Genomic DNA, 24,633 nt, shown 5'->3' on the forward strand with positions numbered 1-24,633 from the left:
GGTTCAGGCGATATGGGAGCCGCCGTTGATGTCATAGGTGGCCCCCGTGATGTAGCCGGCCTCCCTGCCCAAGAGGAAATTGATTACGCCGGCAACGTCCTCCACCGTTCCCACCCTGCCGACCGGGAGTTCCTTGAGTAGGACCGATTTGCGCTCATCGGTAAGCCTGCCACCCATGATGTCCGTGTCGATGGAACCGGGTGAAACCGAATTGGCAGTGATTCCCAGCGGACCCAGTTCCCGGGCCAGGGTGCGGGCCATGCCGAGAAGAGCTGCTTTGGAGGCAGAGTAGGCGGCCCGGCCGTAAACACCGCCACCGCGCTGGGCGGAGGCTGAGGCAACATTCACGATCCTCCCGAGCTTGTTCGCGGCCATGATTTCCGCCGCCGCCCGCGTCACATGGAAGGTCCCGTTAAGGTTGACGTCCACCACACGGCTCCACTCCGCCTTGCTGACCTCCAGGAACGGTACGGGGGAGCTGATTCCGGCGTTATTGACGAGCCCAACAAGCTGCGGAAGCTGTTCATGAACGGTCTGGACCGCCGCCCGCACCCGCTCTTCGTCGGCTATGTCCAAGCCCAGCCCAATCGCCTGGACGCCGTGAGCCTCACGGATTTCCCGGGCGACGGAGCCAGCGGCGCCGGGATCAAGATCAAAAACGGCCACGGCCCATCCGTCTCGGGCGAGTCTATGTGCAGTGGCGCGGCCAATGCCGCGCGGGGAGGCCGCCCCGGTGACGATCGCGGTTGCTTTTTCGGGGAAATGGGTTGCGGGATAGGGAGCAAGCACAGTAGGTCTCCTCGGGATAAGAAATGATAGGGGGTGAAGGCCCGTCAGGGCTGAAGATTTTCCAGGCAATACCTGTTCGCTCTGCACCTTGCGGTTCTGAATTTGCAGGACGGTGACAGCAGGTGCTGCTTGGGGGCCGTATGCAGTTTCTCGGGCTCTACTTCCTCTCGCTCTGGACTATTTGGGCTTTCAGATCCCCCTGCGGCATGTCAGGTTTGAGCCTCTGATCGAGACGGTTCAGGAAGGCGCTGAAGGATTTCTGCAGGTCGAATGCTGGATTGAGCAGGAACTGGATTTCGAGTCCGTCCATGATGGCGAGCAGGAATTCCGCCTCGTGCGTGATCTCCTCCTGGTTCATTCGCCGGAACCGCCCTTCGTTCACAGCATCGCTGAAAAGGCGCCTCATATCTTCCCGCGAGGCGTGATACCGGGCAGTCATGAACCCATGTGCTGGATGTTCCACGGATGTCGCCTCGGCGGCCATGGTGGTGTACAGCTCAAGTAATCCGGGGTGCTCGACGTGATAGGCCATGAGACGTTTGAAGCCGTCCAGACGCTGGCATCCCTTTGCTTCCGGCCCGACGATGCCGCCTGTGACTACACCCCAGTGTTCAAGGACGGCTATGAGGAGTTTCTCTTTGCTTCCGAACAGTTTGATGATGGCTGCGGGCGTGAGTCCGACCTTGTCACCTACCTGTTGGAGTGTTCCCCCTTTGAATCCGTACTGGCCGAAGATTTCCACCGCGACTTTCACTATTTCCTGACGGCGTTCGATTCCCTTTTTGTACGGGCCCCGCGGGGTGCGCTGCACTGTCATGGGGTCGGGGCCTGCCTTTGGTCGGGGATGCTTTGAATCCAAGTATTGCACCAAAGGTAAATGCTGGTATACCTTTTAGATGTCGCCTGGATCACAGATTCTGCGACACCGCGAAACCAACGGAGTCGGACACGGCCCCTGCCGGTGAGCATCACAAGCCACACATGAATCCCGCCCCCGAGTCAGTTGAGCAGGACAGCCCGCAGATGGGCTCCTCCATGTCAACGGCATTGAGCCGCCACTTTGACGCGTACCGGCATGAACCGGTCACCGTCTGTCGTGCGCCGATTCGGGGACCCGTGAATGGAGAAACTATTTTGAGTACTTCAACTTTGGGAGTTGGAATCCTGGGGGCCGGACCGGTCACCCAAGCCATCCACCTCCCGACCCTGGCGAGGCTTCGGGACGTGTTTCACGTTGCGCGCATCATGGACGTTGACCCTGCCGTTGCTGAGTCCGTTGCGGGGCGCGTCGGCGCCGACTGGACCACGAGCATGGACGAGCTCCTGGCCGACGAGAACGTTCAGATAGTGGTGATCTGCAGCCCGCACCAGTTCCACGCCGAGCAGGTAATAGCAGCGTGCCGCGCCGGCAAGCAGGCAGTGCTGTGCGAGAAGCCCTTTGCGATGAGTCAGCAGGAGGCCGAGGAAATCGCTGCTGTATCGAAGGAGACCGGGGTGCCGATCATCGTCGGCGCCATGCATACCTTCGATCCGGGCTGGCTGGCCGCGCAGGCGAACTGGGGTGACCTGGTCCAGGCCGCTCACACGATCCGTTACTCGATCGTTCTGCCTCCGAACGCGCGTTTTGAAGATTTCGCCACCGAGGTTATCACCCGGCCGACCTGGCCCAAACAGGACCGCACCGACCCGGAAGTGGCTGCAGGAATGGTCCGGGGCGGCATCATGGGTTTGGCCATCCATGATCTTCCCCTTGTCAGGGCCTTCTGTCCCGATTTCACGGACGTCGAAGTTCTCTCCTGCGTCGTCCCCCACCCCTCGGGTTACCTGGTCAACCTTCGGGTGGGAGACCGCCGCGTGCAGTTGTACGGCGTAAACACCCAGAGCTGGGAACCGGAGTGGTATTTCGAGGCCATCGGGGACGACGCGTCCCTACGGATAGATTTCACGCCCTCCTACGTGCAGGCAGGCTCGGCGACCGCGCACATACGCCGGGGTACCGAAACCCGGGTGTACGGCCCGTACCCCTACAACGGATACGAAGGAGAATGGCGGTTCCTGGCAGAGCTGGCACGGGGCAAGGCACACCCACTCGATGTCAACGGCCTGATCCATGACCTGACGTTCGCCCTGGAAGTAGCTGACAAAGCGTCCGCCGCCGTGCGGGAAGCGACCCGGGGCGAACTCGGAGCAAACAAGGAAGAGGTAACAGTATGACAACCCAACTCACCGTCACTGCCGCCCCGGCTGCAGAGGCCTCCGGCGCTGTGCCGGAAGTTATCGCATCCCTGCCCGTGTCACTTCACCCCGCCGGTGCCGCCAAGTCAGACCTTGTGGCCATCGACGGAAGTAAGGGCTGGACGCAGGCAGCGGAAGAGGCCATCCGAAATGGCGCCAAGGGCCTCCTCGTCATCAATCCCTGCCCTGAAGATGTCACCTCTCTGAGGGACACCGCAGAAGGGGCGGACGTCCCGGTCCTCGTCGACTCCACCTGGGCCTATAACCCTGCGGTCACTGCCGGCAAGGATGCATTCACCGCACGGAATGATGCAGACAGCCTCCTCGAAACCAGAATCAATGTCCCGGTGGGGTCGGACCTTGAACGGGTGCTGCTGGGCCACCTTTCACTCATCAGGAGTGCGGTCGATGAAGTGACCGACCTGCGCTTTGTCTTCAAAGACATGCACGGGTATGAAGCACAGGCACTCCTTTCCAGCGGAGCCCGGGCTTCTTTGTCCGCCATCGCTTCCGACTCCGTCCCGACGTCGGCCTATCTGCGGATCATCAAGCCGGAGACCGCCGTGGAAACCGTCCTTCCGGGACCGTCCGCTGCCGTGCCGGGCAAGGTCACTGTCTCCGGACCCGAAGGGGCGACCCTGCTGGAGACCCAGTGGGAGACGGCGCACCGTTCTGCCTGGCGCCACCTGCACCGCCTGGTCCAGGACGGCGCCAGCGGCACCGACCTGGCAGGCTTCGCACGCGACGTCTTCACCCTACGCACAGCTGAATGACACTAGGCCTCACTTCGAGGCCAGGACGCTGCGGGCTGACAGTCGGCGTCGCAGCTCCCCCCGGTTCCGTTCAGAGATGAAAGGAACCTCCATTACGACCGGTAGACCGGATCCCCCGGCTACACAGTTTCAAGGAGTTCAATGATGAATGCTTCCACCGGCAGCGGTTCCGCCGTTTCCCGCCGTGGCTTCCTGGGGTTCGCTGCCGCAGCGGCTTCCCTGCCTCTTCTCGCCGCCTGTGGCGGTTCCGGCGGCAGCGCCTCCGGTGGCGGAGGCACCACACTCAAGGTCTGGGATATGCCTTGGGGTCCGCCTGAATACACCAAAGCTGCCCAGACCCTCGTCGACGGATACTCGGGGCCGGACGGCACCAAAGCAACCTACCAGAGCACCCAGTGGGCCAACTACTACCAGACCTTCGCCTCGGCGGTGGCCTCGAAGACCGGACCGGCGGTCAGCTCCGGCGGAGGCTTCCAGGCATTCCAGTTCGCCGACCAGGGCGCGATTGCCTATGCCGATGACCTGGTCGGCTCGCTGAAAAAGAGCGGCGCCTATGACGACTTCCTGCCCGGGACTTTCGACTCCCTCAAGACCGACAAGGGCTACGTGGCCGTCCCGTGGCAGCTGGACATGCGGGTGCTCTCCTACCGCAGGTCGCTCTTGGAAAAGGCCGGGGTCGAGGCTCCCACCGACTGGGACAGCTTCATCACTGCCGGCAAGGCACTGAAGAAGATCGGCGTCATCGGTTACGGCACCGCCACAGGTGCCGGCGCCCTGCTCGGTGAACAGTCCATCCTGGCCATGATGATCAACAACGGCGGAGGACTCTTCGCTGAAGACGGTAAACCCGACTGTGTCACCGACCGCAACATCGAGACCCTGCAGTTCTATCAGCAGCTCTCCCGCGAAGGGATCATTGACCCTGCCGCAGTCAGCTACACCAGCGCCAACCTGAACAGTGACTGGAAGGCGAAAAAAGTGGGCATGGGTTTCAGCGTCCCCTCCCTGCGGGCCTCCCTGGGCGAGACAGACGATGACATCCAGGTCGCCAGCCCGCTGACGGGTCCTCACGGCGATAAGGGCACCCTGTACTACGTCAACAACCTCATGATGTACTCGAACACCCCCCTCCCAGCAGGCATCTGAGGCGTTCATGACCTGGTATCTGGATCAGATGAAGTCCTACTGGCAGAAGGGCCTCCTGCAGGCGCTTCCCGTGCGCAAGAGCATCGTGGATCTGCCCGAGTTCCAGAAGGACGCCAACATGGTCAAGGCCGTGAAGGAATGGCAGCCGGTCGCGAAGACCTTCGCGGCGAAGTCCACCAAGATCGTCTCATCCCTGAATGCCGTTGACGGCGGGCAAGCCTTCACTGCCTTCGCCCAGCAGGTTGTGCAAGGTGAGACCGACCCCAAGACAGCGCTGGCCACGCTGCAAAAGGGCATCGAATCGGTGATGTGAGAAATCCGGCTCCGAGGAAAGAAACGTCATGACATCAACGACAGTCCGTTCCGTAACGCGCACGCTTCGCGGAACCGGCCCGGCGGGGCAAGGCCCCGCCGGGCGGCGGCCCCGGCGCGTCACCCGCGGCGGCCTGACCATGGCCGCTCTGGTCGCCCCGTCCATCATCCTGCTGGTACTGCTCAACGCCTACCCGTTGTTCAACGCCGCCGTCCAGGCTCTGCACAACGGATCCCTCATCGGCGACGGCCCCTTCGTGGGATTGGATAACTTCACCAAGGCCTTCGGGGACGCGGCCTTTTGGAAAGCGGCCCAGTTCACACTCGTCTTCACCCTCGCCGGTGTTTTCGGCAGCTGGGCCATCGGCCTGGCCCTGGCGCTGCTGATCCGGACCAGGATTCCCGGGACAGGAGTGTTCAAGGTCCTCCTGCTGCTGCCCTGGGTGGTGCCCGTCGTTGTTTCCGCCACCTCATGGAACTGGCTGGTCGCCACGTCGACCAGCCCTATCCCTATCCTGGCCAAGGCCCTGGGCTTCGGGGACGTGCTGTTCCTGGCGAACCCCACTCTGGCCGCTCTGACGGTCTGCGTGTTCAAGGTCTGGATCAGCTTCCCGTTCATGATGCTCATGACCAGCGCCGCCCTATCCAGTGTCGAACCGACCGTCTACGAGGCGGCCCGTGTCGACGGGGCAACAAAGACCCAGATGTTCACAGGAATCACCTTGCCGCTGATCGCCCGATCCACCTACATCAGCTGGATCCTGATGACCATCTTCTGCGTCAACGACTTCCCCACCATCTACTTGCTCACCGGCGGCGGCCCCGTTGATGCGACCACCTCACTGGTCGTACTCGCCTACCGGGTCGTTTTCCAGAACTTCCAGACCGGCTACGGGGTAGCCATCGCCTTCCTGATGACCTTCGTCCTCGTCTTCGTCTCCGTGGTGCTGTACCGCCAGATCCGCAAATCAGTCATCCACTGACCCGGACCGGCACCCAAAGAAAGGCCCACCATGTCCGCACCAGCAACCACCCGGCCAGTGCCGGCCCCGGCCGCCGGCCGCCCGCGGGAACTTACCAGCGACACGAACGCCAGGCACGGCCAATGGCTCCGATTCGCCCTCCTCTCCGTCATCACCGCGATCGTCCTGGTCCCCGTGGCAGCAGTGTTCATCCTTGCCCTGCAGCCTCCCGTCGCCACCGGCGGCAGCATCGGCTTTGACTCCTTCACCTACGTGCTCACCCAGACCGCCGCCCTGCAATGGCTGGGCAACAGCCTTTGGGTTACCCTCATCACCGTCATCGCCGCCGTCGTCGTCGCGGCGCCAGCAGGATACGTGGTATCCCGAGGGCGCAATAGGCTCGTCGCGGGCTACTCCCTCTTGCTGTTCGTTGTCCAGAGCCTGCCCGTCATCGTTTCCGTCATTCCCTTGTTCATCCTTTTCGCCAACCTGGGACTCGCGGACTCCCTCACCGGGGTCACCATCATCTACGTCGGTGGCACCCTCTCCGTAGCCACCTGGATGATGGCCGCCTACTTCGACTCGATCCCGATCAGTCTCGAAGAAGCTGCCTGGATGGACGGCTGCTCAGTCTTCGGCAGCTTCCTTCGTGTCGTGCTTCGTAACTCCCTTCCAGGAGTCCTTTCCACCGCTATCTTCAGCTTCCTCGTCTGCTGGAATGATTACCTCATCGCCGTGATCTTCCTGCGCTCCAACAACCACTTCACCCTGCCGGTGGGCCTGCAGACTTTCTTTCAGCAGAACGCCACGGACTGGGGCCCCGTCATGGCTGTCGCCGTCATCATGGTCCTGCCTCCGATCATCGTCTTCGGCTGCCTCAACCGTTACTTCAGCGTCGGGGGCATCGGCGGCTCCCTCGCCGGCCAATAAAAGGCAACACCTGCACTTCCTCTCCCGAAAGGTTTTCCAATGTTCCCCACCACCGACCTCCCGCAACCGCTCCGCATCGGCATGGTGGGCTACGCCTTCATGGGTGCAGCCCACTCCCATGCCTGGCGTACCGCGCCCCGGTTCTTTGACCTGCCGCTGCAGCCTCAGCTCACTGCCGTGGCCGGAAGGAACGCCGACGGCGTGCGGGCCGCGGCGGACAAGCTTGGTTGGGAGTCGGTTGAGACGGACTGGCGCCGCCTCATCGAGCGCGACGACATCGACCTGATCGACATCTGCACCCCCGGCGACACCCACGCCGAGATAGCGATCGCGGCCCTTGAGGCCGGCAAGCATGTGCTGTGCGAGAAACCCCTGGCCAACTCCGTCGAGGAGGCAGAGCGGATGAGCGCGGCGGCCGACGACGCCGCCCGAAACGGCGTTTACGCCATGTGCGGGTACTCCTACAGGCGCACCCCAGCGCTGGCACTGGCCAAACGCTTCGTCGAACAGGGCAGGCTCGGCCACATTCGCCAGGTCAGGGCCCAGTACCTGCAGGACTGGCTCAGTGACGAAAACGCACCGCTGACCTGGCGGATGGACAAGAGCAAGTCCGGTTCGGGGTCCCTGGGAGACATCGGTGCCCACATCATCGACGCCACCCAATGGATCACCGGCCAAAAAATCACCGGCGTCTCAGCACTGATGGAAACGTTCGTCAAAGAACGCCCGATAGGCGGAGACTTCGTCGGCCTGGGCGGCCACGGCACCACAGGCCAAGCCGCGCAAAAAGGCCCGGTAACGGTCGATGACGCAGTCGTCTTCAGTGCAAAGTTCGACGGCGGCCCGATCGGCGTCTTTGAAGCATCCCGGGCAGCCCTTGGGCGCCGCAACGCCATGCGCATCGAAGTCAACGGATCAGAAGGATCCCTGGCCTTCGACTTCGAAGACATGAACTACCTCTCCGTCTATGACCGTGCCGAAGAGCCCGACGCCGGATTCCGGCGCATCATGGTTACCGAGCCGGAGCATCCGTACGTCGGGAACTGGTGGCCCACCGGCCACGGACTGGGGTACGAGCACGGCTTCACCCACCAGGTGGTGGACCTTGTCACCGCGATCGGTGAAGGCCGTCAACCGGAACCCTCATTCACGGATGCCCTGCAGGTGCAAAAAGTGCTGGCAACTGTTGAAGCCAGCGCCAACGACAACTGCCGGTGGACCGACGTAGGATCCACTGCCACAGTTTCGGCCGGAAGCCGGTAACAGCGATGACACGGCCAATCACGCTTTTTACCGGCCAGTGGGCCGACCTGCCCTTTGAGGAGGTGGCCCGGCTCGCCGGCGAGTGGGGCTTCGACGGGCTCGAAATTGCCTGCTGGGGCGACCACCTGGACCCCCGCCGCGCGGCGGAGGACGACAACTACCTCCAGGGCCGGCTGGACATCCTGGAAAAAAACAACCTGCAGGTCTTCGCCATCGCCAACCACCTCACCGGCCAGGCCGTCTGCGATGACCCCATCGACGAACGCCACCAAGGCATCCTCTCCACCGAAATCTGGGGCAACGGCGAACCCGAAGGAGTACGCCGCCGGGCCGCCGAATCCATGAAAGACACCGCCCGGGCAGCCGCGCGCCTGGGCGTCAAGACCGTCACCGGGTTCACCGGCTCCTCCATCTGGAAAGCCGTCGCCATGTTCCCGCCCGCCTCCGAAGCCATGATCGACGCCGGCTACCAGGACTTCGCGGACCGCTGGAACCCCATCCTGGACGTCTTCGAAGAACAAGGCGTCCGGTTCGCCTTGGAAGTCCACCCCTCCGAAATCGCCTACGACTACTGGACCGCCAAACGCACCCTCGAAGCCATCGGGCACCGCAAGAGCTTCGGGCTGAACTTCGACCCGTCCCACTTCATCTGGCAGGACCTGGACCCGGTAATGTTCCTGCAGGACTTCGCCGAACACATCCTCCACGTCCACGTAAAAGAATCCATCCGCCAGCTCGACGGCCGCAACGGACGCCTCGGCTCCCACCTGGCCTGGGCAGATCCCCGCCGCGGCTGGGACTTCGTCACCGCAGGCCACGGGGACGTGCAATGGAACCGGATCTTCCGAACCCTGAACGCCATCGGCTACAACGGCCCCACCAGCATCGAATGGGAAGACGCCGGCATGGACCGCCTCACCGGCGCCCCGCAAGCACTGGCCATGGTCCAGGAACTCGCCCGAATAACCCCGCCCACAGCCGCCTTCGACGCCGCCTTCACCAGCCACTAAAACGCCACCATCCCACAATTAAGGAACCACTTCATGACCGAGAATAAGACCGCCCTGGTGGTCCGCGGAGGCTGGGACGGCCACCAGCCCTACGAAGCCACCGAACTCTTCATCCCCTACCTCAAAGACAACGGCTACGACGTCCGCGTCGAAGAATCACCCAAGGTCTACGCCGACGCCCACTACATGGCAGGCGTGGACCTGATCATGCAATGCATGACCATGACCACCATCGAAAAAGACGAATTCGCCGGGCTCCGCACCGCCGTCGAAAACGGCACCGGCCTGGCCGGCTGGCACGGCGGGATCGCCGATTCCTACCGCAACAACTCCGACTACCTCCACCTGATCGGCGGCCAGTTCGCCTGCCACCCCGGCAAGCACCCCGACCAATGCACCGGCGAACAGTCAGACAACTACATGCCCTACACCATCAACATGCTCCCCGCAGCCGCCGAACACCCCATCACCAAAGGCCTCAAGGACTTCGACCTGGTCACCGAACAATACTGGGTCCTCTCCGACGACTACATCGACGTCCTGGCCACCACCACCCAAAAAGCCCGGGAATGGGACCCCTGGAACCGCGAAGTCACCTCCCCCGCCATCTGGACCCGCCAATGGGGCAAAGGCCGCATCTTCGTCACCACCCCCGGCCACCGCATCGAAATCCTCCAAAACACCAACATCCGCACCATCATCGAAAGGGGCCTGCTATGGGCAAGCCGCTGATCAGCACCTTGGATCAGAAAGCCGAGACGAAACTGGCCAGCTGGCTTACTGCCACCGGGCCGGGAAAAGTGACCATCGACCAAGGGCAGCCGGAGATGCTGCCCGGCGGCCACGTGAGGGTTCGGGTGGCCTACGTCGGAGTATGCCATTCAGATACTGCCATGGTCCGGGAAGGCCAAGGCCCCTTTCCCTCGCGGCTTGGCCACGAAGTCTCGGGCACGATTACTGAGAGTACTGATCCGGCTCTCCACGCGGGCATGCCGGTCGCTGCCTATGTCACCGACGGATATGCAACGGAGATCATCGTCCCCAACGATAGGATCATCCCGCTCCACCCCGGCTGCAGCCTTCGGGACGCCGCGTTGGCCGAACCGCTCGCCTGCGTCATCGGCGGCCTCGAAATGCTCGAACTGGCGCAGGCCTCCGAAGTGATCCTGGTCGGTGCCGGTTTCATGGGTTTGATGGCCCTTCGCCTGCTCGTCGCCCAAGGGCACCGGGTCACCGTCATCGAACCCCGCGACACCGCCAGGGAGCTGGCTAACAAATGGGGGGCGGACCGGACCTTCAGCCCGGACGAGGTCACCGACGCCATGATGCAGAACAATTCATTCGTCATTGAGGCCACCGGCGCGGCCGCCGGGCTTGATCTTGCAGCGAGCCTGGTGCAGATCGGCGGCACATTAGGAATCATGGGCTACCACCAGTCCAACGGCGGCAAACGCACCGTGGACATGGAGAGCTGGAACTACCGGGCCCTACGCGTACTCAGCCTCCATCACCGCAACCCCGAGGACGTGATGCGGTGGATGGACCGGGCACAACGTCTCAGCGCCCACAAGATCCTCTCACCATCCGACCTGGTCGATTCCCTTGTCCGGCTCGAAGACCTGCCCGCCCTCTTCGCCGGAGAGGGCGGCCACAATTCCATCAAAACACTCCTTGACCTCACCGAGGCCTCGTGATGAAACCGGGGACCGGAACAGAGGAAGATTTTCAAGCCGGCGCGAGGCGCTCGTTCAGGCAATCGATATAGGCACCGAAGGAAGACTCGAGGTCGAACGAGCGGTTTAGCAGAAACTGTATCTCCAGCCCGTCCATGGTGGCCAGGAGGAATTCTGCCTCGTGCGCGATCTCCTGTACGCCGAGCGGTCGAAAGTGCCCGCTTGCGGCTGCCTCGGCGAAAAGTTCACGCATGTCCCCCAGGCTTGTGCGGTAGCGGGCTGTCATGAAATCGTGTGCGGGGTGCTCCGGGGATGTGGCTTCAGCTGCCATGGTCGTGTAGAGCGCCAGGAGGCCTGGGTGGCGGACGTGGTAGGACATCAGGCGCCGGAACCCCTCCAGCAGCGCGTACCCGCGGAGATCTGGTCCAACAACGTCGGCGGTGGCCTTCCCCCAGTGCTCGAGTACGGCTATGAGCAGGCCTTCCTTGCTTCCGAACAGCTTCATGATAGCCCCGGGTGTCAGGCCCACCCGGTCCGCCACTTGCTGCAAAGTACCTCCCTTGAAACCGTTCTGGCCGAAGACCTCGACTGCGACTTCAACCATCTTCTGCCGCTGCTCGATCCCCTTCCGGTAAGGTCCCCGACGAGCCCTTGGAGTCTGCACTGTCATCTTTCACGCCTCCTGTGCCGTTCTAGAAAGAGACTATTGCACGAAAGGTGAATGCCCATATTCGGCTCGTTTCCTGGACGGAAAGGAGCCGAATTTATGCCTCCAATATACGTACGTGCGGTGGGCTAATCCGGGCGCAAGGGGTGCCTGATATTGAGACGCATCCGCCCAATGCTTGTGAATGGTTTTTTCCTCGCCATCGGCTGCCGGGTGGAGGACGGGCCTGCTACAGTTCCTTCCACCCGGGGCGGCTCACATTCTTCCCAACTCCTCCTCATCGAACTCGCCGTGCGGGAACAGCAAGATTTTGCCGCATGCGCCAGTGTCTTGGATATCCATGGCACCGGAGACATCCTCGAGCGGCATCCTATGGGTGATCATGAGGTCGATGAGGTGGCCCGCCTTGCGGACCGTCCGCCACATTTCCTCAGCCAGTTTGAGGCTGTTCCAGTGCCACACACCGAAGATGTCGATGCCCTGCGGGACGAGGGGCGGGAAGGTGACGTCACCAGTCCAGGCCACGACGCTGAGTCGTCCGCGCGGCCGGATGGACAGTGCGAGGTTCTTCGCTGCCACCGGGGCGCCGCTGGTCTCGATGCCAGCGTCGGCGCCGCGCCCCGTATTCGCTTTGACGATCGAGGGTACGTCTTCTTCCATGGGGTTGAAGACGCGCTCTGCGCCCAGCTTAAGGGCCAGCTCCGCCCGGTAGGGATGGGTCTCGACGGCGAACACACGCGCTCCGCGGGTCACGCCCTGCACCACGGCGCCCAGGCCCACGGGGCCGCAGCCCGAGACGAGGAGGACGTCGAGGGCGTCGACGCGCATCCTTTCGAGGGCCCCGAACGTCGGCCCGAAGCCGCAGCACGCCATGGCGGCGTGCACCAGTGGGATGTCGTCCGGAATCCTGACGACGAGCCAGTCCGGCTTGAGCAGGTACTGGGAGTACGTTGCCGTCCCGTAGTCCTGACCTGTCTCTGCCAGCACGTCACGCTGATCGGGGCAGTGCATATAGTCGCCGGAGCTGCAGAGGTAGCACAGGCCACAGCCGTAATGCGGCATGACCGCGACCCGGTCCCCCACCTGGAAACGCCGCGAGTTCCCGGCATCGGTGATCACTCCCACCGCTTCGTGTCCCAGGGAGTGGTCCTCGATCCCGTTTTGGCGCTTCTTGAACTCGGTACACATCGGCGCGACCAGGATCTTGACGACGACGAGGTCTCCGCTGGCCTTCGGGGTACTCCTGTCGGAGACCTCGACTTTTCCCTTGCCCGTGATCTCCGCTGATCTCACTTTCGACTCTTTTCTCTTCTTGTGATGGTTCATTCCCGCCGGCTCCGGCTGGCGGCGGCATATTGGACCGGTTCGCTAGCCCTTGACGGCGCCTTCGAGAAGGCCGCGCATGAACTGCTTCCGGAAGATCAGATACATGGCCAGCGGCAGCGCGGTCGCAAAGGTCAGCACTGCCATCTGCGTGGCGAGCTGCACGGTGGTGCGGCCGGTGAACTGCAGCACGCCGATAGGGATGGTGTACATCTCTTCTGACTGCAGGTACACAATCGGGTAGATGAAGTCATTCCATACCCAGACCGCAGTGAAGATGAGTACCGTGGTCATCGGCGAGGCCGCAAGCGGGAGGTAGACCTGGCGGAAGATCCGGAACTGCGAAGCGCCGTCCATGATGGCTGCCTCCCGAAGTTCCTTCGGAACGGAGTCGAAGAAGTTGCGCATCATGAGGATGCCGAAGGAGGTCCAGCCACCGTAGGTGAAGATGAGGCTCCAGTAGGTGTTCTCGACGCCCCACAGAGTGATCCACCTGAAACCCGCCACGACGAGCGCCTGGGGCGGGATGGTAAGCCCGATGATAAGGAGCACGAACAGGATGTTCTTACCGGGGAAGGTGTAGGCCGAAAAACCGTATCCTGCGAGAACTGACAGCACCGCGATGAGCGCGACGCTCGTGATGTTCACGAATATGCTGCTGCCCAGCCACGTGAGGATATCGCCCTCCCAGAAAAGTTTGGTGTAGTTGTCGAAGCCCCAGGTGCCACTGAAGTCGAAGGGGTGCATGAGGACGCTGCCGTTGTCCCGGAGCGATGTGGAGAACATCCACAGTACTGGGTAGAGAATCGTGACGGCGAGCAGGCTGAGCACCGCATAGAGGCGTGGTGCGCCGGATGATTCGCCAGAAGCGAGGCACTCTGGTCTGTTGGTCCTCCTTGAGTACCAGCCTGATGTCGGGGTTCTCGAGGACGGTCACTGGACGTTTCCTTTCTGATTGGCACGGACGTAAAAAACGGCGAGGATCAGCGTGGCCACGAGCAGGACACTCATGATCGCGCTGCCGTAGCCCACCTGGTTGCCGGTGAAGGCCTGGAAGAATGCCCAGGACGCGAGCACCTCCGTGCCATGATTCGGACCGCCAGAGGTGGCGACGTAGACGGTGGCGAACACCTTCAGGCTCTCGATGGCGCCGAGCAGGACCACCAGCCGGAAGGTGGGTGCGAGCAGTGGGGTGGTCACGTACCAGGTCTCTTGCCAGGAGTTCGCGCCGTCTACCTTCGCGGCCTCCGTCACTTCCCCCGGCAAGGCCGACATCCCTGCGAGGAAGACAAAGAGAAAGAGCCCGAAACCGAGCCAGACGTCCAGGCCGATCAGCAGCGGCAGGGCCCGGTTCGGGTCGCCCAGCCAGGAGCCTGCCAGATTTCCCAAGCCGATGGACCGCAGGAGCGGGTTGATGAGCCCGTTGTTGGGATCGACTAGGAACTTGAGCAGCAGGCTGACCACGATGAGCGACAGGATGCTCGGGATCACGAATACCGCCCGGAAGAACGCGGCCCCGGGGAAGACCCGCCGCAGGGCGAGTGCCAGCATGAAAGCCAGGATGACCTTCAGTATGACGGTCGTGGCGAGGAAGATCCCGTTGTGCAGGAGCGCCTGCAGGAACACCGGATCGTTCGCGAGCTTGATATAGTTCTTGACCCCGTTGGGCTGGATTGAGTTGTAGCCGACACCGTTCCAGCTCGTGAAGCTCAGCAGGATCGTGAGCAGGAGCGGGATCAGCAGGAAGCCAGCGTAGAAGAAATAAGCCGGAAGGATGAAGCCGGTTGCCCCAAGCTTCGACCGCCCGGAAATGTGGGTCCCGCGCCGTTTCCGGCTTTCCTTGGGTTCAATCGCGTCGGTCAGCATCTCCCGCTGATGCTCGATGGGTGGAACAGAAACTGCAGACATTGCCTTCTCCTCATTGAGATGGGGTTGGGCGCGGGCCATACAAGCGCCGCGCCCAACCTGTGAATCGGACCGGAGGGCCCTATTCGGCGGCGGCGGCCTGCGCAGCCTGCTGCAGCTTGGACACGAAATCCTTGGGCTGCATGGCACCGGAGGTCAGAGCAGCAGCTCCGTTATACATCGAGTCCTCGCCCACGCTAGGCGGCACAAGGTTTTCGAAGTAGGCGATCACATTGTTGCCCGGCAAGGACAGCGCCTCGGAAATGGCGTCGTAGGACGCCTTCACCCGGGGGCTCATCTCTTTATCAGCGCCTACGACGACGTTAACGAGACCGCTCTTGGCAAACTCTGCACCCGCACCGCTGCCGGGATCGGAAATGTAGTCCAGGAACTTCAAACCGGCATCGGTGTTACCACTGTTGGCGGTGACGCCAAAGACATTTGTAAAGCCGCCGAGGATCTGGTGTGAGGGCTTGGATGGATCAACCTGCGGGAACGCGACAGCTTCGGTTTCGAATTCCGGCGGGGTGTCCGCAAGGGTCGAGTTGAACCAGGTTCCCGTGTTCATCATTGCGGCCTTGCCCGAGAGAAAGAGCTGGAGCATGGCGTTGTAGTCCTGGCCCTCGACACCCTGCGGAAACACGCCCGCCTTACCGAGGTCGTACAAATCCTGCGCGGACTGCTCGAAGCAAGGATCGTCCCACTTTGCTCCGTCCTGCTTTGCCGCCTTCAGGATCGTGTCCACCGAGCAGCGCTGAATGGTGAGCAGATACCACCAGTGCGCCGCCGGCCAGCCGTCACCCGCATAGAGCGAGACCGGGCTGACGCCGGCGCCGTTGAGCTTACCGGCAGCTGCTTTCAATTCCTCGATCGTCGACGGCGCCTTGAGGCCGTGCTGGTCCATGATGTCCGGGTTGACGAAGATCTGCTCGCTGGTGTCCACGTTCCATGGGATGCAGTAGACCTTCCCTTCGTACCCGCAGGCGTCCATCACTGCCTGGCTTTCACCGTATGTGAAGTTGTCCTTGTGCTCGTTATACCAGTCGGTGATATCCATCAGCTGGCCGGCTTTCGCGTAGTCAGCCGTCTGCTGGTACCCCTCATACTGGAGCACAGTTGGTGGGTTGTTACCGGAAAGGCCTGTGCGGATGACCGTGTTGGCCTCGTCATTCGCGATGGCGCGGCCCTCGAACTGCCCATCCGGGTTCGCCTTGTTGTACCCCTTAAGAATGGTGTCCATCGCCGTGCCTCCCTCGCCGGAGAACTGGTGCCACACCGTGAGCGCCTTGCTGCTGCTGGCAGCGCCTCCGCTGCCGTTGTTCAGACCGCAGCCGGCGAGGGTCATTGTCGATCCCGCCAGAACCGCCAAAGCCGCAAGGAGCCGCCTGCGCCCGGCTGATGTTGTTGTAACCACGTTGTCACCTATCTGGAATTTGCCTATGTACTGCAGGACTGCCGGGAGCTCCGAGTCGGGAGCCGCTCCGGGAACCGCTGCCTCCTTGCCGCGATCCCGGCCGAGATCTCCTCGGCACTAAAAGTATATAGACGTGCACTTTTCGCGCAATGGTTTCGTTGCGAAAATTCTTATCCCTTTCGCCTGCCGGGAGGCTGCCCCCAATCGGCGATTTGAGCGTGGGCGGATAAGAATAAATTTGGCCGCCCCACATCTCTTGCCAAACGAAAGGTAATCGAGCATATACTTTTACCGAGGGAATCCTGATGGCCAGCACTTGACTGGGCTATCAAACAGCCAGATGCGCCACCTTGAGCAATGAGGCGAGGGAGACGAAGTGCGCCAACACGCCACGGCTGCTAATTGACCTGGCGCGCCCCATCAGCAAAAGGCAGTCCCATGTGGGCTGCTCTTTGCGGGCGAGCTGCCGGCAAGGGGTTCCATTCCATTCCCGCACCGACCGAAAAAATCAATGGAGAGAACAGTGAACAACAACATCTCGTTCATGGGAGCCAACCTCGTAGCACAGCAACTCGACTGGAACATGACCGAGGGCTGGAACCAGGGCGACAGCGCTGCCAACGACTGGTACCGCCCGATCTCGACCTTCGAGGAACGCTTTGACGCGTTCGTGCAAAGCGCGGTCCACGCCGGCTTCGACACCGTGGACGTCTGGCACCCTCAGCTCAACTACGAGTGGGCAACGGACGAGCACATCACCGGGGCCCAGCGCGTGCTCCAGAAGCACGGCGTAACCGTCGCGAGCTACGGCAGCAGCTACGGTGACACCGTCAAGAAGTTCCGGCGCGCAAACGAGATCGCGAAAGCCCTCGGCACGAACATTCTCGGCGGCCAGACGCCGCTTCTTTTCTCAGACCGCACTTCTGTCATCGGAATCCTGAAGGAGTTTGGCAACGTGCTCGGCCTCGAGAACCACCCCCAGAAGACCGCAGCGGAGCTCCTCGACGAGATCGGCAACGACCACGACGGCGTGATCGGCGCGACTGTGGATACGGGCTGGTTCGGAACCCAAGGCTTCGATGCCGCTCAGGCGCTCCGCGAACTCGGCAGCAACGTCTTCTACGTACACCTCAAGGACGTGCGCGCCGTAGGCGCCCATGACACATGCGCCTACGGCGATGGCATCGTCCCGATCGAGGATTGCGTCCGGGCACTAAATGAGATCGGCTACGACAGGCCGATCAGCATTGAGCACGAGCCCGAGCACTACAACCCGTTCCCCGAGGTTCTCCGTAGTCGCGCACGACTGCTCAAGCTCCTCGAAGAAACCGAAATGAGCTTCACCTAAAACACCGTTGGCAACCGCAGGGCGAGGGAACGGATGCAGTCGACGAGACATCCCTGAGACACCGGGCCAGTTCGAAGCCCAGGCAGGAAACGCCGCTAGGAGCTAGTGTCCCTCCCGGTGGTCAACCGCAGCTGTCACCTGTTCTTTGGCTTGACAGAGATGATTGTTGGCCGATGGCCCCGGCTTTGTTGCCGTCCGATAGCTTGCACGATTCATTCGTGGTGCCGTGCCGGCTCACCCTGGACAAGCCTCCCCATTCAGATTGGCTACACCCCAACCTGACGAAACTGAGCGGTAAATCTTGACTTTCTTCGGGGACATGCTTCGAACTCAACCTGACAGCACGAGGGTTGGAGGCACCGGTGGCCGGACAGAGGATCGGGTACGTACGCTTCAGCACGTTGGACCAGAACGAGAAACGCCAGCTCGAAGGCCAGATCTTGGACCGGGTCTTCACGGATAAGGCATCCGGCAGGGACACCGCCAGGCCACAGCTCACGGAACTGCTGCGGTTCGCCCGCGATGGCGACACCGTCGTGGTGCACAGCATGGACCGGCTCGCCCGCAATCTCGACGATCTACGCGCCCTCGTCCAAGGCCTGACGCGCAAGGGTGTACGCGTGGAGTTCGTCAAAGAGAGCCTGGTCTTCACCGGCGAGGACTCCCCCATGGCCAACCTCATGCTCTCCGTCATGGGCGCCTTCGCCGAATTCGAACGCTCCCTCATCAGAGAACGCCAAAAGGAAGGCATCGCCCTGGCCAAACAGCGCGGCGCCTACAAAGGACGCAAAAAGACCCTCACACCCGAACGGGCCGCCGAACTGGTCCAACGCGTCGGCAACGGTGTCCCGAAAGCCCTCCTTGCCCGTGACTACGGAATCAGCCGCGAAACGGTATACCAGTACCTGCGCCACGCAAAGCTGGAATGAATCGCTCCCCTGCCGAGGCCGTCGTTGGCCATGTTTACGCGGCCACAGCTGATGGAAGGTCAAATTATCGGCGTCCGGGCAGGTCCTCATCCGAGATGCTTCGACGAAGTGCTCCTTCCCGGGTGCAGGCCAGGCGCAAGCAAAACCCCTCCGGAGTCATCCATGTGGAGTACCAATTTGCGTGGGGGCTACGACTTCGTCTCATTTGGATGGCTTGTGTGAACCTGCTCCAGGTAGACGACTTGCTCCACGACGTAGAACCAGATTCGTGCATCACCTTTGAGGGTTGGCTTGTGCTGCCATCTGTCGTGGGTAGCACCATCACGTGACACAAGACCTAGATCCCCACGCAGCCGGTAGTTGGTTGGTGTCGTGAGCTGAGGAGTCCTAGTCAGAAAATCCCACGAATCTGCCAACGAATTCCTGATCGTAGCTTTCAGATCAGTCCAACCGCGCTTCGCCTGGACAGATGCAAAACGGAGTTCGTATTCGCTCTTTTTTGTTGGCCGCTCGACCTTTTCGCTTTTCGCCATACCCTAGGGGCGCTCGACGGTCTCAGCATCATCAAGCCACTCCACGGCTTCCTTGCCGAGGCCAGCGGCGATGGCAGTTGCAGTCTCACGCCAGGCGTTGAGTTCTGCGATGGCCAGATGGGGCTGGTTAGTGGCGAATGATGCCCGTGCAGCTGCCACGATTTCGTTGGCACACACTTCGCGATCAGCTAGGCTCAAGGCGAGCATCCACGGAAAGCGATCGCTCATGCGCCCTGCAAGGGTTCCATCGGTACTGGTGGTGACAGCAACAAGCTGTGCGGCGAGTTCAAGCAATGACGCCCGGGCCCGATCCGCGCTCTCTGACATCAGTACCAAAGATTCGCCGTCCCGCCGGGTGACCAGGACAGGGTGATCTGCAGCAGCAGCAAAAACATCAGCGGAGGCTCGACTCAGCTCTGAAGACTGGAACGTCGTTCGGGAACTGGCTAATGTGCTCATGGTTCAACATTACTCAGAACATGTTCTGAAGTCCACTGACCTAGGCCCTCTCATGTAGGTTTCCACCTCGCCGTCAATGCTTTGGGGACCACAGTTAGTTGACGGAACGCTGGCTATCAGCTTTTAGCATTCAGGCGAAGTCCGATGGGGCAACTACGTTTCAAGGGTCTCGGGCTTACCGGATCGAAGAGAAGCGATTTGAATTACCAGGCAGGCTTGGCGTTGGGGGAACAAAAAGAAGCTGGCCAGCATGTGCCGGCCAGCCTCCTAACAACCGCTTAGAGCGGCTGGATGTTCTCCGCCTGCGGACCCTTAGGGCCCTGAGTGACGTCGAACTGAACCTTCTGGTTCTCGTCGAGGGAGCGGTAACCGCTGGAAGCGATTGCCGAAAAGTGTGCGAACACGTCAGCGCTTCCGTCGTCGGGGGCGATGAAACCAAAGCCCTTTTCGGCGTTGAACCACTTGACCGTACCTGTTGCCATGCCTGTTTCCTTCACGGGTCGCGGGCCGGATCCGCTTTTCGAATTGCCGTCCCCGCCACTCACCCCTCGAGCCTATGGGCCAGCAGTGGGGGCGGGCAAGAGATTCGTCAGGGTTGGACGGCCGGAGGACCGCCATACGAGTTGCGGCAGCCTGACTTTGAGTACCTGGCCCAAGCCGACCGCGCTTCTTGAATGGCTATTGTCGTTTACCCGCTGGTTCATGGTGGTTGAGCTGTCCTTCGCTGAGGGACGGTGGCGGGGAAGTAGCTCGACTGCTTCATTTGGGTCAAGGTCTGGTCTCCAAACGTGCCTGAGCGGCGGGGGTGGGCCTGAGGGCTGCCAACTCCCAGCAGTTTCTCAGGTTGCAGGGGTCATAATGAACCGAAGCTCCGGTCAACCGCTATTTGATCGGAGCTTCGCCATTGCTCAGCGCGGTGTGTTCCTGCGCCGTGAAGCACCTATTAAGTCTTGACGTATTTATTGATCTGCGGGGGCGAAGTGTTGGCCGCACACCTCAAGCGTCCCAATATGGCTCGCGCACGTTTTGAGGAACAACCGTGCGACCGCGTACGTTACAGTCTCGTCCGGAATGGGCATCAGAGCGACGACTTAAGGAAGAAGCACCTAGTGGCAGCCGACTATGACGAAGTCCGTTCCGACGTCAAGGAATCCCAGGAGCGCTCCCTGGAGGATCTGCAGTCCGCGAACGCCCCAGATGCCCGCAGCGTCGTCACCGAGCTGGACGAAGCCGATGCCCTCGACGAAGGGTTGACACCAGGCGGCGAAATCATCTCCGACGAGCTCATCGTCCAAGTGATTCCCCAGGCCGCGGACGAGTTCACCTGCTATTCCTGTTTCCTCGTCCGGCACCGGTCCCAACTGGCGCGGGAGAGCAACGGCCACGCCTACTGCGTGGAGTGCGAAGGCTGAGGCAGCTTGGCCAAAGACTACAGCAATTAGGCATTCATCCGGACCTTTTTCAGCTCCTTCCCAATGCCAGCTTTACATAATCTTCATTATCGGCGCTTCAAAAGGGTGGGGGGAGTGGCGGCAAAGGGCCCTTTGCGCTAACGGAATGAAGACTTACCCCGGCAGGGCCAGGGGTTATTTATTTTCCATGACTGGGGGCGCTGCAATGGTTCGCCGCTCACGGCCGGGTTGAGGCGTCTTCTCTTTCGAAGGAGTAGCGCAGGCCAATCTGGTCCCGCCACTGATCAAGCACCAGAAGATTGGCTAGGGAGTCGGACACGTTCATCCGGTCGACCTGACCGCCATCGGCGATAGCACTCGCGAGGGCGTCGGCTTCGGCTGCGTACGCTGCCCCTGCGCCACACACGATCGTCTCAGAAAGCCCGCCCGCCTTCGAGACTGTGATCGTCGGGTGGTCTTCCGGCTCTACGACCCACGGCGTGTGCACCTGGATGCTTCCGCAAGCACCGTATATAACGAGCACCGTATATAAGGAGTCGTTCTTCATTACCTAGAACAATGCCTGCTCGCACGTTCGCGGTTATTCCAGACTCGAAGCATAGACTGGCAGTCGACCATTCGTCGACGTTACCCGCAATGTGGCCTTGAGCTGTCACTGAAACTGGTTCACTTGGTTTCTTGAGCGCCGCCGACACGATTAGGCGAGCCATGGAGACTGGGTATCCACCGACGTCGAGTACGCTGCCGCCGGCTCTCGCCTCGTCAAAAAGCCAGCTATCCCTATTCTTGCCCACGAACAAAAAGCTTGCGTCGATATGTTGTATTGCACCTATCGCACCACTGTTCAGAAGCTCAAGGAGCGTGTCGATTTGCGGGTGGAAACGGTACATGTAGCCCTCAAGCATGACTACACAGTTGCGCTGAGCAGCCTCTGCGACGGCCATGGCAGAGCGGTGATTGACGGCTATGGGCTTTTCGCACAGCACGTGTTTTCCCGCGTTCGCTGCCTTGATGGCCAGTTCGGCGTGCAGGGTGTGCGGCGTGGCGATGTAGACGGCTTCGACAGTGGAGTCAGCGAGAAGTTCCTCGAAGCTCGAGTGGGTACGACTGGCGCCAAATTCTTCCGCGAAGGCGGTGACCTTCCCTATATCTCGCCCGGCGACGGCAGTCAGGACGCCGGTGCTGCTGAGCGGGAGTTGAGCCGCGAAGCGGCGGGCGTTCTTGCCTGGGCCGAGGATTCCCCAGTTGATTTTGCTCATACTCACTCGTTCCTCCCTAGATTCTTCACCGTTGATTATTTCTGCGGCGCACCCTGGTTCGCGCAAACGCTCTGCGCGCACAGCGAGCCCTCATGTCCGGAGGCGGAAGCGTTGACGTCGTATCCTGCGTCGCGGAACAGCGACCCAGCAGAAGTCCCGCGTTAGCCGCGCGCCAGCTCACTTCGGACCGCGCATGGCTGGGTCAGGACCAGTGCCACGAGCAAACGGTGCCCTGCCCGACGCCGACCTCAAGCAGCAGCGCCGACCCTTGCTAGGGCCGGCGCCGCCGTACTGGATTATTTATTGTTGGGTAGCAGGCGAACGAAATTCTCGCAGGACGACAGCGGGGAGCGCGGTCAGGGCCGCAAGCTGGCTCCCCGGGTGCCGAAAGAAACTCTCGGGGCCGAGAATTAGCCCTTCACGCCGGACATCGCTACTCCCTTGATCACGTGTCGCTGGAAGAGGATGTAGACCAGCAGTGGGGGGATCATGGCGATGAGCATGGCGGCGAAGCGTACCCGGGGATCTACGTAGAAGTTCGGGTTGAACATGTTGGCGATCGCGACGCTGAGCGCCTGCACGTCCTGGCCTGTTACCAGTGAGGGCCACAGGAACGCACCCCAGACGCTGAGGGCGAGCAGAACTGTGGCGGTGATCAGGCCGTTCCGCAGCATCGGGACGACGATGAAGAAAAAGATGCGGAAGTGGCCGGCGCCGTCGACCTGTGCCGCCTCGATGAATGACCGCGGCAGGTCTTCCATGAACTGCATGAGGATGAATACCGAGAGCGGGGACACCATGAGAGGCAGCGCTACGCCCAGATATGAGTCCGCCAACCCCATGTTGAACACCTGCCGATACAGAGGCACAACGTACAGGACGAGCGGAAGCATCATTGAGCCCATGAGGGTGGCGAACAGGAACTTTTTGCCGGGGAACTCAAAGAAGGTGAATTCGTAGGCAGCCAATGAGCTGGTCAGCGCCATTCCCGCGATCGCGATCAGGGTGAAGATCAGCGTATCCCGCAAGGTGGTGCCCAGATTGAGTGCGGTGAACGCTTCGACTACCTTGGACCACCCGTTAGCAAGGTCATCGGGTACGAGCGCGGTGCTCATGTTCGTTGAGTCTGAGGAGAATGTGGCGCTGACGATCATCCACAGCGGGTAGAGGCTGGCCAGCAGCCAGATGAGCGCGAGGACGGCCATCAGGATGGTCCCTGTACGCGATCTTTTCTTTCCAGCAATACGTGATCGCATAATCACACCTTCTTCCGGCGCAGCTTGAACATTATGAAGGTCACGGCGATGATGATCACCATCAGGATCACGCCTTCGGCGGCTGCGCGGCCCAGGGCGGCTTCGCCGCCAATGCGGACGTTACGGACCATCTCCATGACGGGGAACAGCATGACTTGGTTGGGGCCACCGACCGAGTTGGGATCGGAACCGCTGGTGAGGATTTGGGGGATGTCGTAGACCTGCAGGGCGCTGATCAGTGAGTAGGTGATGACGAAGAAGATGATGGGCTCCATCATCGGGATGGTGATGTTCCACATTTTCTGGAAGACGTTTGCGCCGTCCAGGTCTGCAGCCTCATAGAGGTCCTCGGAGATCTCCTGCATGCCGGTGCTGAAGATGACGAAGTTGAATCCGACTGAGTGCCACACGTCGATGAAGATGATGAGTGCGATGGCCCAGCCGGCCGTGTTGACCCAGTTGACGTCCACACCGATTCCAAGCTTGGCGAGGCTCGTTGCTACCAGCCCGCTGTCTGAGTTCATCAGCCACAGCCAGATGCCCACGCAGAGGAACAAGGGAATCGCGGTGGGGACGAAGAATCCGCTGCGCAGGAAAGACTGGAACCGGCGGGGCAGGTTGTGAACGATGAGTGCCAGACCCAGGGACACGCCAAGGCCAATGGCGACGGTGATGGGCACATAGACGGCCAGATTGAGCAGCGATTTGAGGAACCGGGTCGATCCCAGTCCTTCGCCACCCAAAATGTAGAGGTAGTTTTCAAGTCCCACGAAATGAAGGGTGCTGCGGCTTGAGACGGACCAGTCCGTGAAGCTCATGGCCAGGCCGTAGACCATGGGTGCCCCGACGAAGACGATGAGGAGGACGAAGAACGGAGCGAGGCCGATGTAGATCGGGAGGCTCCGGACAACGCGGGTTTTCAAAGGGAGACGACGAACAGGTGCCGGCGCGTTGCGGCTCCTTCGCGAGGCCCGACCTGTGATCGGTTTTAAGTCCGTACTCACGGGAGTACCTTTCTTTTCTTGCGGTCGTGGT

General features: G+C 61.4%; 26 protein-coding genes and 1 pseudogene. 13 read left to right on the forward strand and 14 right to left on the reverse strand.

Going from position 1 to position 24,633, the window contains the following annotated elements; genetic code table 11:
- Positions 1-3 precede the first annotated feature (3 nt).
- On the reverse strand, positions 4-789 hold the full coding sequence (locus QF047_RS20215) for an SDR family NAD(P)-dependent oxidoreductase (RefSeq protein WP_307280804.1): 786 nt from the start codon (positions 787-789) through the stop codon (positions 4-6).
- 157 nt (positions 790-946) lie between these two features.
- On the reverse strand, positions 947-1,606 hold the full coding sequence (locus QF047_RS20220; protein ID WP_307280806.1) for a TetR/AcrR family transcriptional regulator: 660 nt from the start codon (positions 1,604-1,606) through the stop codon (positions 947-949).
- Between the two features lie 317 nt (positions 1,607-1,923).
- Between QF047_RS20220 and QF047_RS20225 the strand changes: the two genes are divergently transcribed.
- The 10 genes from QF047_RS20225 to QF047_RS20270 all read left to right on the forward strand — a co-directional run bounded on the left by QF047_RS20225 (position 1,924) and on the right by QF047_RS20270 (position 11,114).
- Complete coding sequence (locus tag QF047_RS20225) at positions 1,924-3,003, forward strand: Gfo/Idh/MocA family protein (RefSeq protein WP_307280809.1); 1,080 nt, start codon at positions 1,924-1,926, stop codon at positions 3,001-3,003.
- On the forward strand, positions 3,000-3,797 hold the full coding sequence (locus QF047_RS20230) for a hypothetical protein (RefSeq protein WP_307280811.1): 798 nt from the start codon (positions 3,000-3,002) through the stop codon (positions 3,795-3,797). The genes QF047_RS20225 and QF047_RS20230 overlap by 4 nt, the downstream gene beginning before the upstream one ends.
- 141 nt (positions 3,798-3,938) lie before the next feature.
- A complete protein-coding gene (locus tag QF047_RS20235) occupies positions 3,939-4,943 on the forward strand; it encodes an extracellular solute-binding protein (RefSeq protein WP_307280813.1) in 1,005 nt (334 codons plus the stop codon).
- A 7-nt stretch (positions 4,944-4,950) separates the two neighbouring features.
- Complete coding sequence (locus QF047_RS20240) at positions 4,951-5,256, forward strand: hypothetical protein (protein ID WP_307280815.1); 306 nt, start codon at positions 4,951-4,953, stop codon at positions 5,254-5,256.
- Between the two features lie 28 nt (positions 5,257-5,284).
- Positions 5,285-6,238, forward strand: a complete 954-nt coding sequence (locus QF047_RS20245; RefSeq protein WP_306637257.1) for a carbohydrate ABC transporter permease — start codon at positions 5,285-5,287, stop codon at positions 6,236-6,238.
- 30 nt (positions 6,239-6,268) lie between these two features.
- Positions 6,269-7,147 carry a carbohydrate ABC transporter permease gene (locus tag QF047_RS20250; RefSeq protein ID WP_307280817.1) on the forward strand — a complete coding sequence of 293 codons (879 nt, stop codon included), beginning with the start codon at positions 6,269-6,271 and terminating at the stop codon, positions 7,145-7,147.
- Positions 7,148-7,186: 39 nt separating this feature from the next.
- Entirely contained in the window at positions 7,187-8,410 is a 1,224-nt protein-coding gene (locus QF047_RS20255) for a Gfo/Idh/MocA family protein (RefSeq protein ID WP_307280819.1), read from the forward strand.
- Positions 8,411-8,415: 5 nt separating this feature from the next.
- A complete protein-coding gene (locus QF047_RS20260) occupies positions 8,416-9,420 on the forward strand; it encodes a sugar phosphate isomerase/epimerase (RefSeq protein WP_307280821.1) in 1,005 nt (334 codons plus the stop codon).
- A gap of 33 nt (positions 9,421-9,453) precedes the next feature.
- The gene (locus QF047_RS20265) at positions 9,454-10,152 is read left to right on the forward strand and encodes a ThuA domain-containing protein (protein ID WP_307280824.1); all 699 of its coding nucleotides are present in this window, start codon (positions 9,454-9,456) and stop codon (positions 10,150-10,152) included.
- Positions 10,137-11,114 (forward strand): zinc-binding dehydrogenase, encoded by a 978-nt coding sequence (locus QF047_RS20270; RefSeq protein WP_307280827.1) that lies wholly within the window; start codon positions 10,137-10,139, stop codon positions 11,112-11,114. The genes QF047_RS20265 and QF047_RS20270 overlap by 16 nt, the downstream gene beginning before the upstream one ends.
- A gap of 31 nt (positions 11,115-11,145) precedes the next feature.
- On the opposite strand, the gene QF047_RS20275 is transcribed toward QF047_RS20270, so the two are convergent.
- From QF047_RS20275 to QF047_RS20295, 5 genes are all read right to left on the reverse strand, one after another.
- Positions 11,146-11,697 carry a TetR/AcrR family transcriptional regulator gene (locus tag QF047_RS20275; RefSeq protein ID WP_306637236.1) on the reverse strand — a complete coding sequence of 184 codons (552 nt, stop codon included), beginning with the start codon at positions 11,695-11,697 and terminating at the stop codon, positions 11,146-11,148.
- Positions 11,698-12,015: 318 nt separating this feature from the next.
- Positions 12,016-13,053 carry a zinc-binding dehydrogenase gene (locus QF047_RS20280; protein ID WP_307280831.1) on the reverse strand — a complete coding sequence of 346 codons (1,038 nt, stop codon included), beginning with the start codon at positions 13,051-13,053 and terminating at the stop codon, positions 12,016-12,018.
- Positions 13,054-13,128: 75 nt separating this feature from the next.
- On the reverse strand, positions 13,129-13,914 hold the full coding sequence (locus QF047_RS20285; protein WP_307280834.1) for a carbohydrate ABC transporter permease: 786 nt from the start codon (positions 13,912-13,914) through the stop codon (positions 13,129-13,131).
- Between the two features lie 102 nt (positions 13,915-14,016).
- Complete coding sequence (locus QF047_RS20290; RefSeq protein WP_307280836.1) at positions 14,017-14,991, reverse strand: carbohydrate ABC transporter permease; 975 nt, start codon at positions 14,989-14,991, stop codon at positions 14,017-14,019.
- 79 nt (positions 14,992-15,070) lie between these two features.
- A complete protein-coding gene (locus QF047_RS20295) occupies positions 15,071-16,402 on the reverse strand; it encodes an ABC transporter substrate-binding protein (RefSeq protein ID WP_307280838.1) in 1,332 nt (443 codons plus the stop codon).
- 511 nt (positions 16,403-16,913) lie between these two features.
- On the opposite strand from QF047_RS20295, the gene QF047_RS20300 reads away from it, so the two are divergent.
- Both QF047_RS20300 and QF047_RS20305 read left to right on the forward strand, forming a co-directional pair.
- Complete coding sequence (locus QF047_RS20300) at positions 16,914-17,750, forward strand: sugar phosphate isomerase/epimerase (RefSeq protein WP_307280841.1); 837 nt, start codon at positions 16,914-16,916, stop codon at positions 17,748-17,750.
- A gap of 362 nt (positions 17,751-18,112) precedes the next feature.
- The gene (locus tag QF047_RS20305; protein WP_307280844.1) at positions 18,113-18,679 is read left to right on the forward strand and encodes a recombinase family protein; all 567 of its coding nucleotides are present in this window, start codon (positions 18,113-18,115) and stop codon (positions 18,677-18,679) included.
- 188 nt (positions 18,680-18,867) lie between these two features.
- Here QF047_RS20305 and QF047_RS22390 read toward each other — a convergent pair whose 3' ends face one another.
- The 3 genes from QF047_RS22390 to QF047_RS20315 all read right to left on the reverse strand — a co-directional run bounded on the left by QF047_RS22390 (position 18,868) and on the right by QF047_RS20315 (position 20,153).
- On the reverse strand, positions 18,868-19,212 hold the full coding sequence (locus QF047_RS22390; protein ID WP_373427782.1) for a hypothetical protein: 345 nt from the start codon (positions 19,210-19,212) through the stop codon (positions 18,868-18,870).
- Positions 19,213-19,215: 3 nt separating this feature from the next.
- The gene (locus QF047_RS20310) at positions 19,216-19,671 is read right to left on the reverse strand and encodes a prevent-host-death protein (RefSeq protein WP_307280846.1); all 456 of its coding nucleotides are present in this window, start codon (positions 19,669-19,671) and stop codon (positions 19,216-19,218) included.
- Between the two features lie 278 nt (positions 19,672-19,949).
- Entirely contained in the window at positions 19,950-20,153 is a 204-nt protein-coding gene (locus tag QF047_RS20315) for a cold-shock protein (RefSeq protein ID WP_104046164.1), read from the reverse strand.
- A gap of 627 nt (positions 20,154-20,780) precedes the next feature.
- Between QF047_RS20315 and QF047_RS20320 the strand changes: the two genes are divergently transcribed.
- The gene (locus QF047_RS20320) at positions 20,781-21,083 is read left to right on the forward strand and encodes a DUF4193 domain-containing protein (RefSeq protein WP_306637214.1); all 303 of its coding nucleotides are present in this window, start codon (positions 20,781-20,783) and stop codon (positions 21,081-21,083) included.
- A gap of 217 nt (positions 21,084-21,300) precedes the next feature.
- Here the strand turns inward: QF047_RS20320 and QF047_RS20325 are convergent, their stop codons facing one another.
- The 4 genes and pseudogenes from QF047_RS20325 to QF047_RS20340 form a co-directional block, all read right to left on the reverse strand.
- On the reverse strand, positions 21,301-21,630 hold the full coding sequence (locus QF047_RS20325) for a hypothetical protein (protein ID WP_307280851.1): 330 nt from the start codon (positions 21,628-21,630) through the stop codon (positions 21,301-21,303).
- Between the two features lie 31 nt (positions 21,631-21,661).
- Positions 21,662-22,342: pseudogene (locus QF047_RS22395) on the reverse strand (Gfo/Idh/MocA family protein); the annotation flags it as partial.
- Positions 22,343-22,752: 410 nt separating this feature from the next.
- The gene (locus tag QF047_RS20335; RefSeq protein WP_307280854.1) at positions 22,753-23,598 is read right to left on the reverse strand and encodes a carbohydrate ABC transporter permease; all 846 of its coding nucleotides are present in this window, start codon (positions 23,596-23,598) and stop codon (positions 22,753-22,755) included.
- 2 nt (positions 23,599-23,600) lie between these two features.
- A complete protein-coding gene (locus QF047_RS20340) occupies positions 23,601-24,521 on the reverse strand; it encodes a carbohydrate ABC transporter permease (protein ID WP_307280857.1) in 921 nt (306 codons plus the stop codon).
- Positions 24,522-24,633 lie beyond the last annotated feature (112 nt).

Source organism: Arthrobacter sp. W4I7, assembly GCF_030816215.1.
Lineage (GTDB): Bacteria > Actinomycetota > Actinomycetes > Actinomycetales > Micrococcaceae > Arthrobacter > Arthrobacter siccitolerans_A.

What these genes read in the sequence shown, in the direction of transcription:
- QF047_RS20335 (WP_307280854.1), bottom strand. Translation starts at nt 23,598, where the DNA reads ATGCGATCACGTATTGCTGGAAAGAAAAGATCGCGTACAGGGACCATC.
- QF047_RS22390 (WP_373427782.1), bottom strand. Translation starts at nt 19,212, where the DNA reads ATGGCGAAAAGCGAAAAGGTCGAGCGGCCAACAAAAAAGAGCGAATAC.
- QF047_RS20265 (WP_307280824.1), top strand. Translation starts at nt 9,454, where the DNA reads ATGACCGAGAATAAGACCGCCCTGGTGGTCCGCGGAGGCTGGGACGGC.
- QF047_RS20255 (WP_307280819.1), top strand. Translation starts at nt 7,187, where the DNA reads ATGTTCCCCACCACCGACCTCCCGCAACCGCTCCGCATCGGCATGGTG.
- QF047_RS20245 (WP_306637257.1), top strand. Translation starts at nt 5,285, where the DNA reads ATGACATCAACGACAGTCCGTTCCGTAACGCGCACGCTTCGCGGAACC.
- QF047_RS20325 (WP_307280851.1), bottom strand. Translation starts at nt 21,630, where the DNA reads ATGAAGAACGACTCCTTATATACGGTGCTCGTTATATACGGTGCTTGC.
- QF047_RS20260 (WP_307280821.1), top strand. Translation starts at nt 8,416, where the DNA reads ATGACACGGCCAATCACGCTTTTTACCGGCCAGTGGGCCGACCTGCCC.
- QF047_RS20310 (WP_307280846.1), bottom strand. Translation starts at nt 19,671, where the DNA reads ATGAGCACATTAGCCAGTTCCCGAACGACGTTCCAGTCTTCAGAGCTG.
- QF047_RS20240 (WP_307280815.1), top strand. Translation starts at nt 4,951, where the DNA reads ATGACCTGGTATCTGGATCAGATGAAGTCCTACTGGCAGAAGGGCCTC.
- QF047_RS20290 (WP_307280836.1), bottom strand. Translation starts at nt 14,991, where the DNA reads ATGTCTGCAGTTTCTGTTCCACCCATCGAGCATCAGCGGGAGATGCTG.
- QF047_RS20220 (WP_307280806.1), bottom strand. Translation starts at nt 1,606, where the DNA reads ATGACAGTGCAGCGCACCCCGCGGGGCCCGTACAAAAAGGGAATCGAA.
- QF047_RS20270 (WP_307280827.1), top strand. Translation starts at nt 10,137, where the DNA reads ATGGGCAAGCCGCTGATCAGCACCTTGGATCAGAAAGCCGAGACGAAA.
- QF047_RS20315 (WP_104046164.1), bottom strand. Translation starts at nt 20,153, where the DNA reads ATGGCAACAGGTACGGTCAAGTGGTTCAACGCCGAAAAGGGCTTTGGT.
- QF047_RS20300 (WP_307280841.1), top strand. Translation starts at nt 16,914, where the DNA reads ATGGAGAGAACAGTGAACAACAACATCTCGTTCATGGGAGCCAACCTC.
- QF047_RS20275 (WP_306637236.1), bottom strand. Translation starts at nt 11,697, where the DNA reads ATGGTTGAAGTCGCAGTCGAGGTCTTCGGCCAGAACGGTTTCAAGGGA.
- QF047_RS20235 (WP_307280813.1), top strand. Translation starts at nt 3,939, where the DNA reads ATGATGAATGCTTCCACCGGCAGCGGTTCCGCCGTTTCCCGCCGTGGC.
- QF047_RS20230 (WP_307280811.1), top strand. Translation starts at nt 3,000, where the DNA reads ATGACAACCCAACTCACCGTCACTGCCGCCCCGGCTGCAGAGGCCTCC.
- QF047_RS20250 (WP_307280817.1), top strand. Translation starts at nt 6,269, where the DNA reads ATGTCCGCACCAGCAACCACCCGGCCAGTGCCGGCCCCGGCCGCCGGC.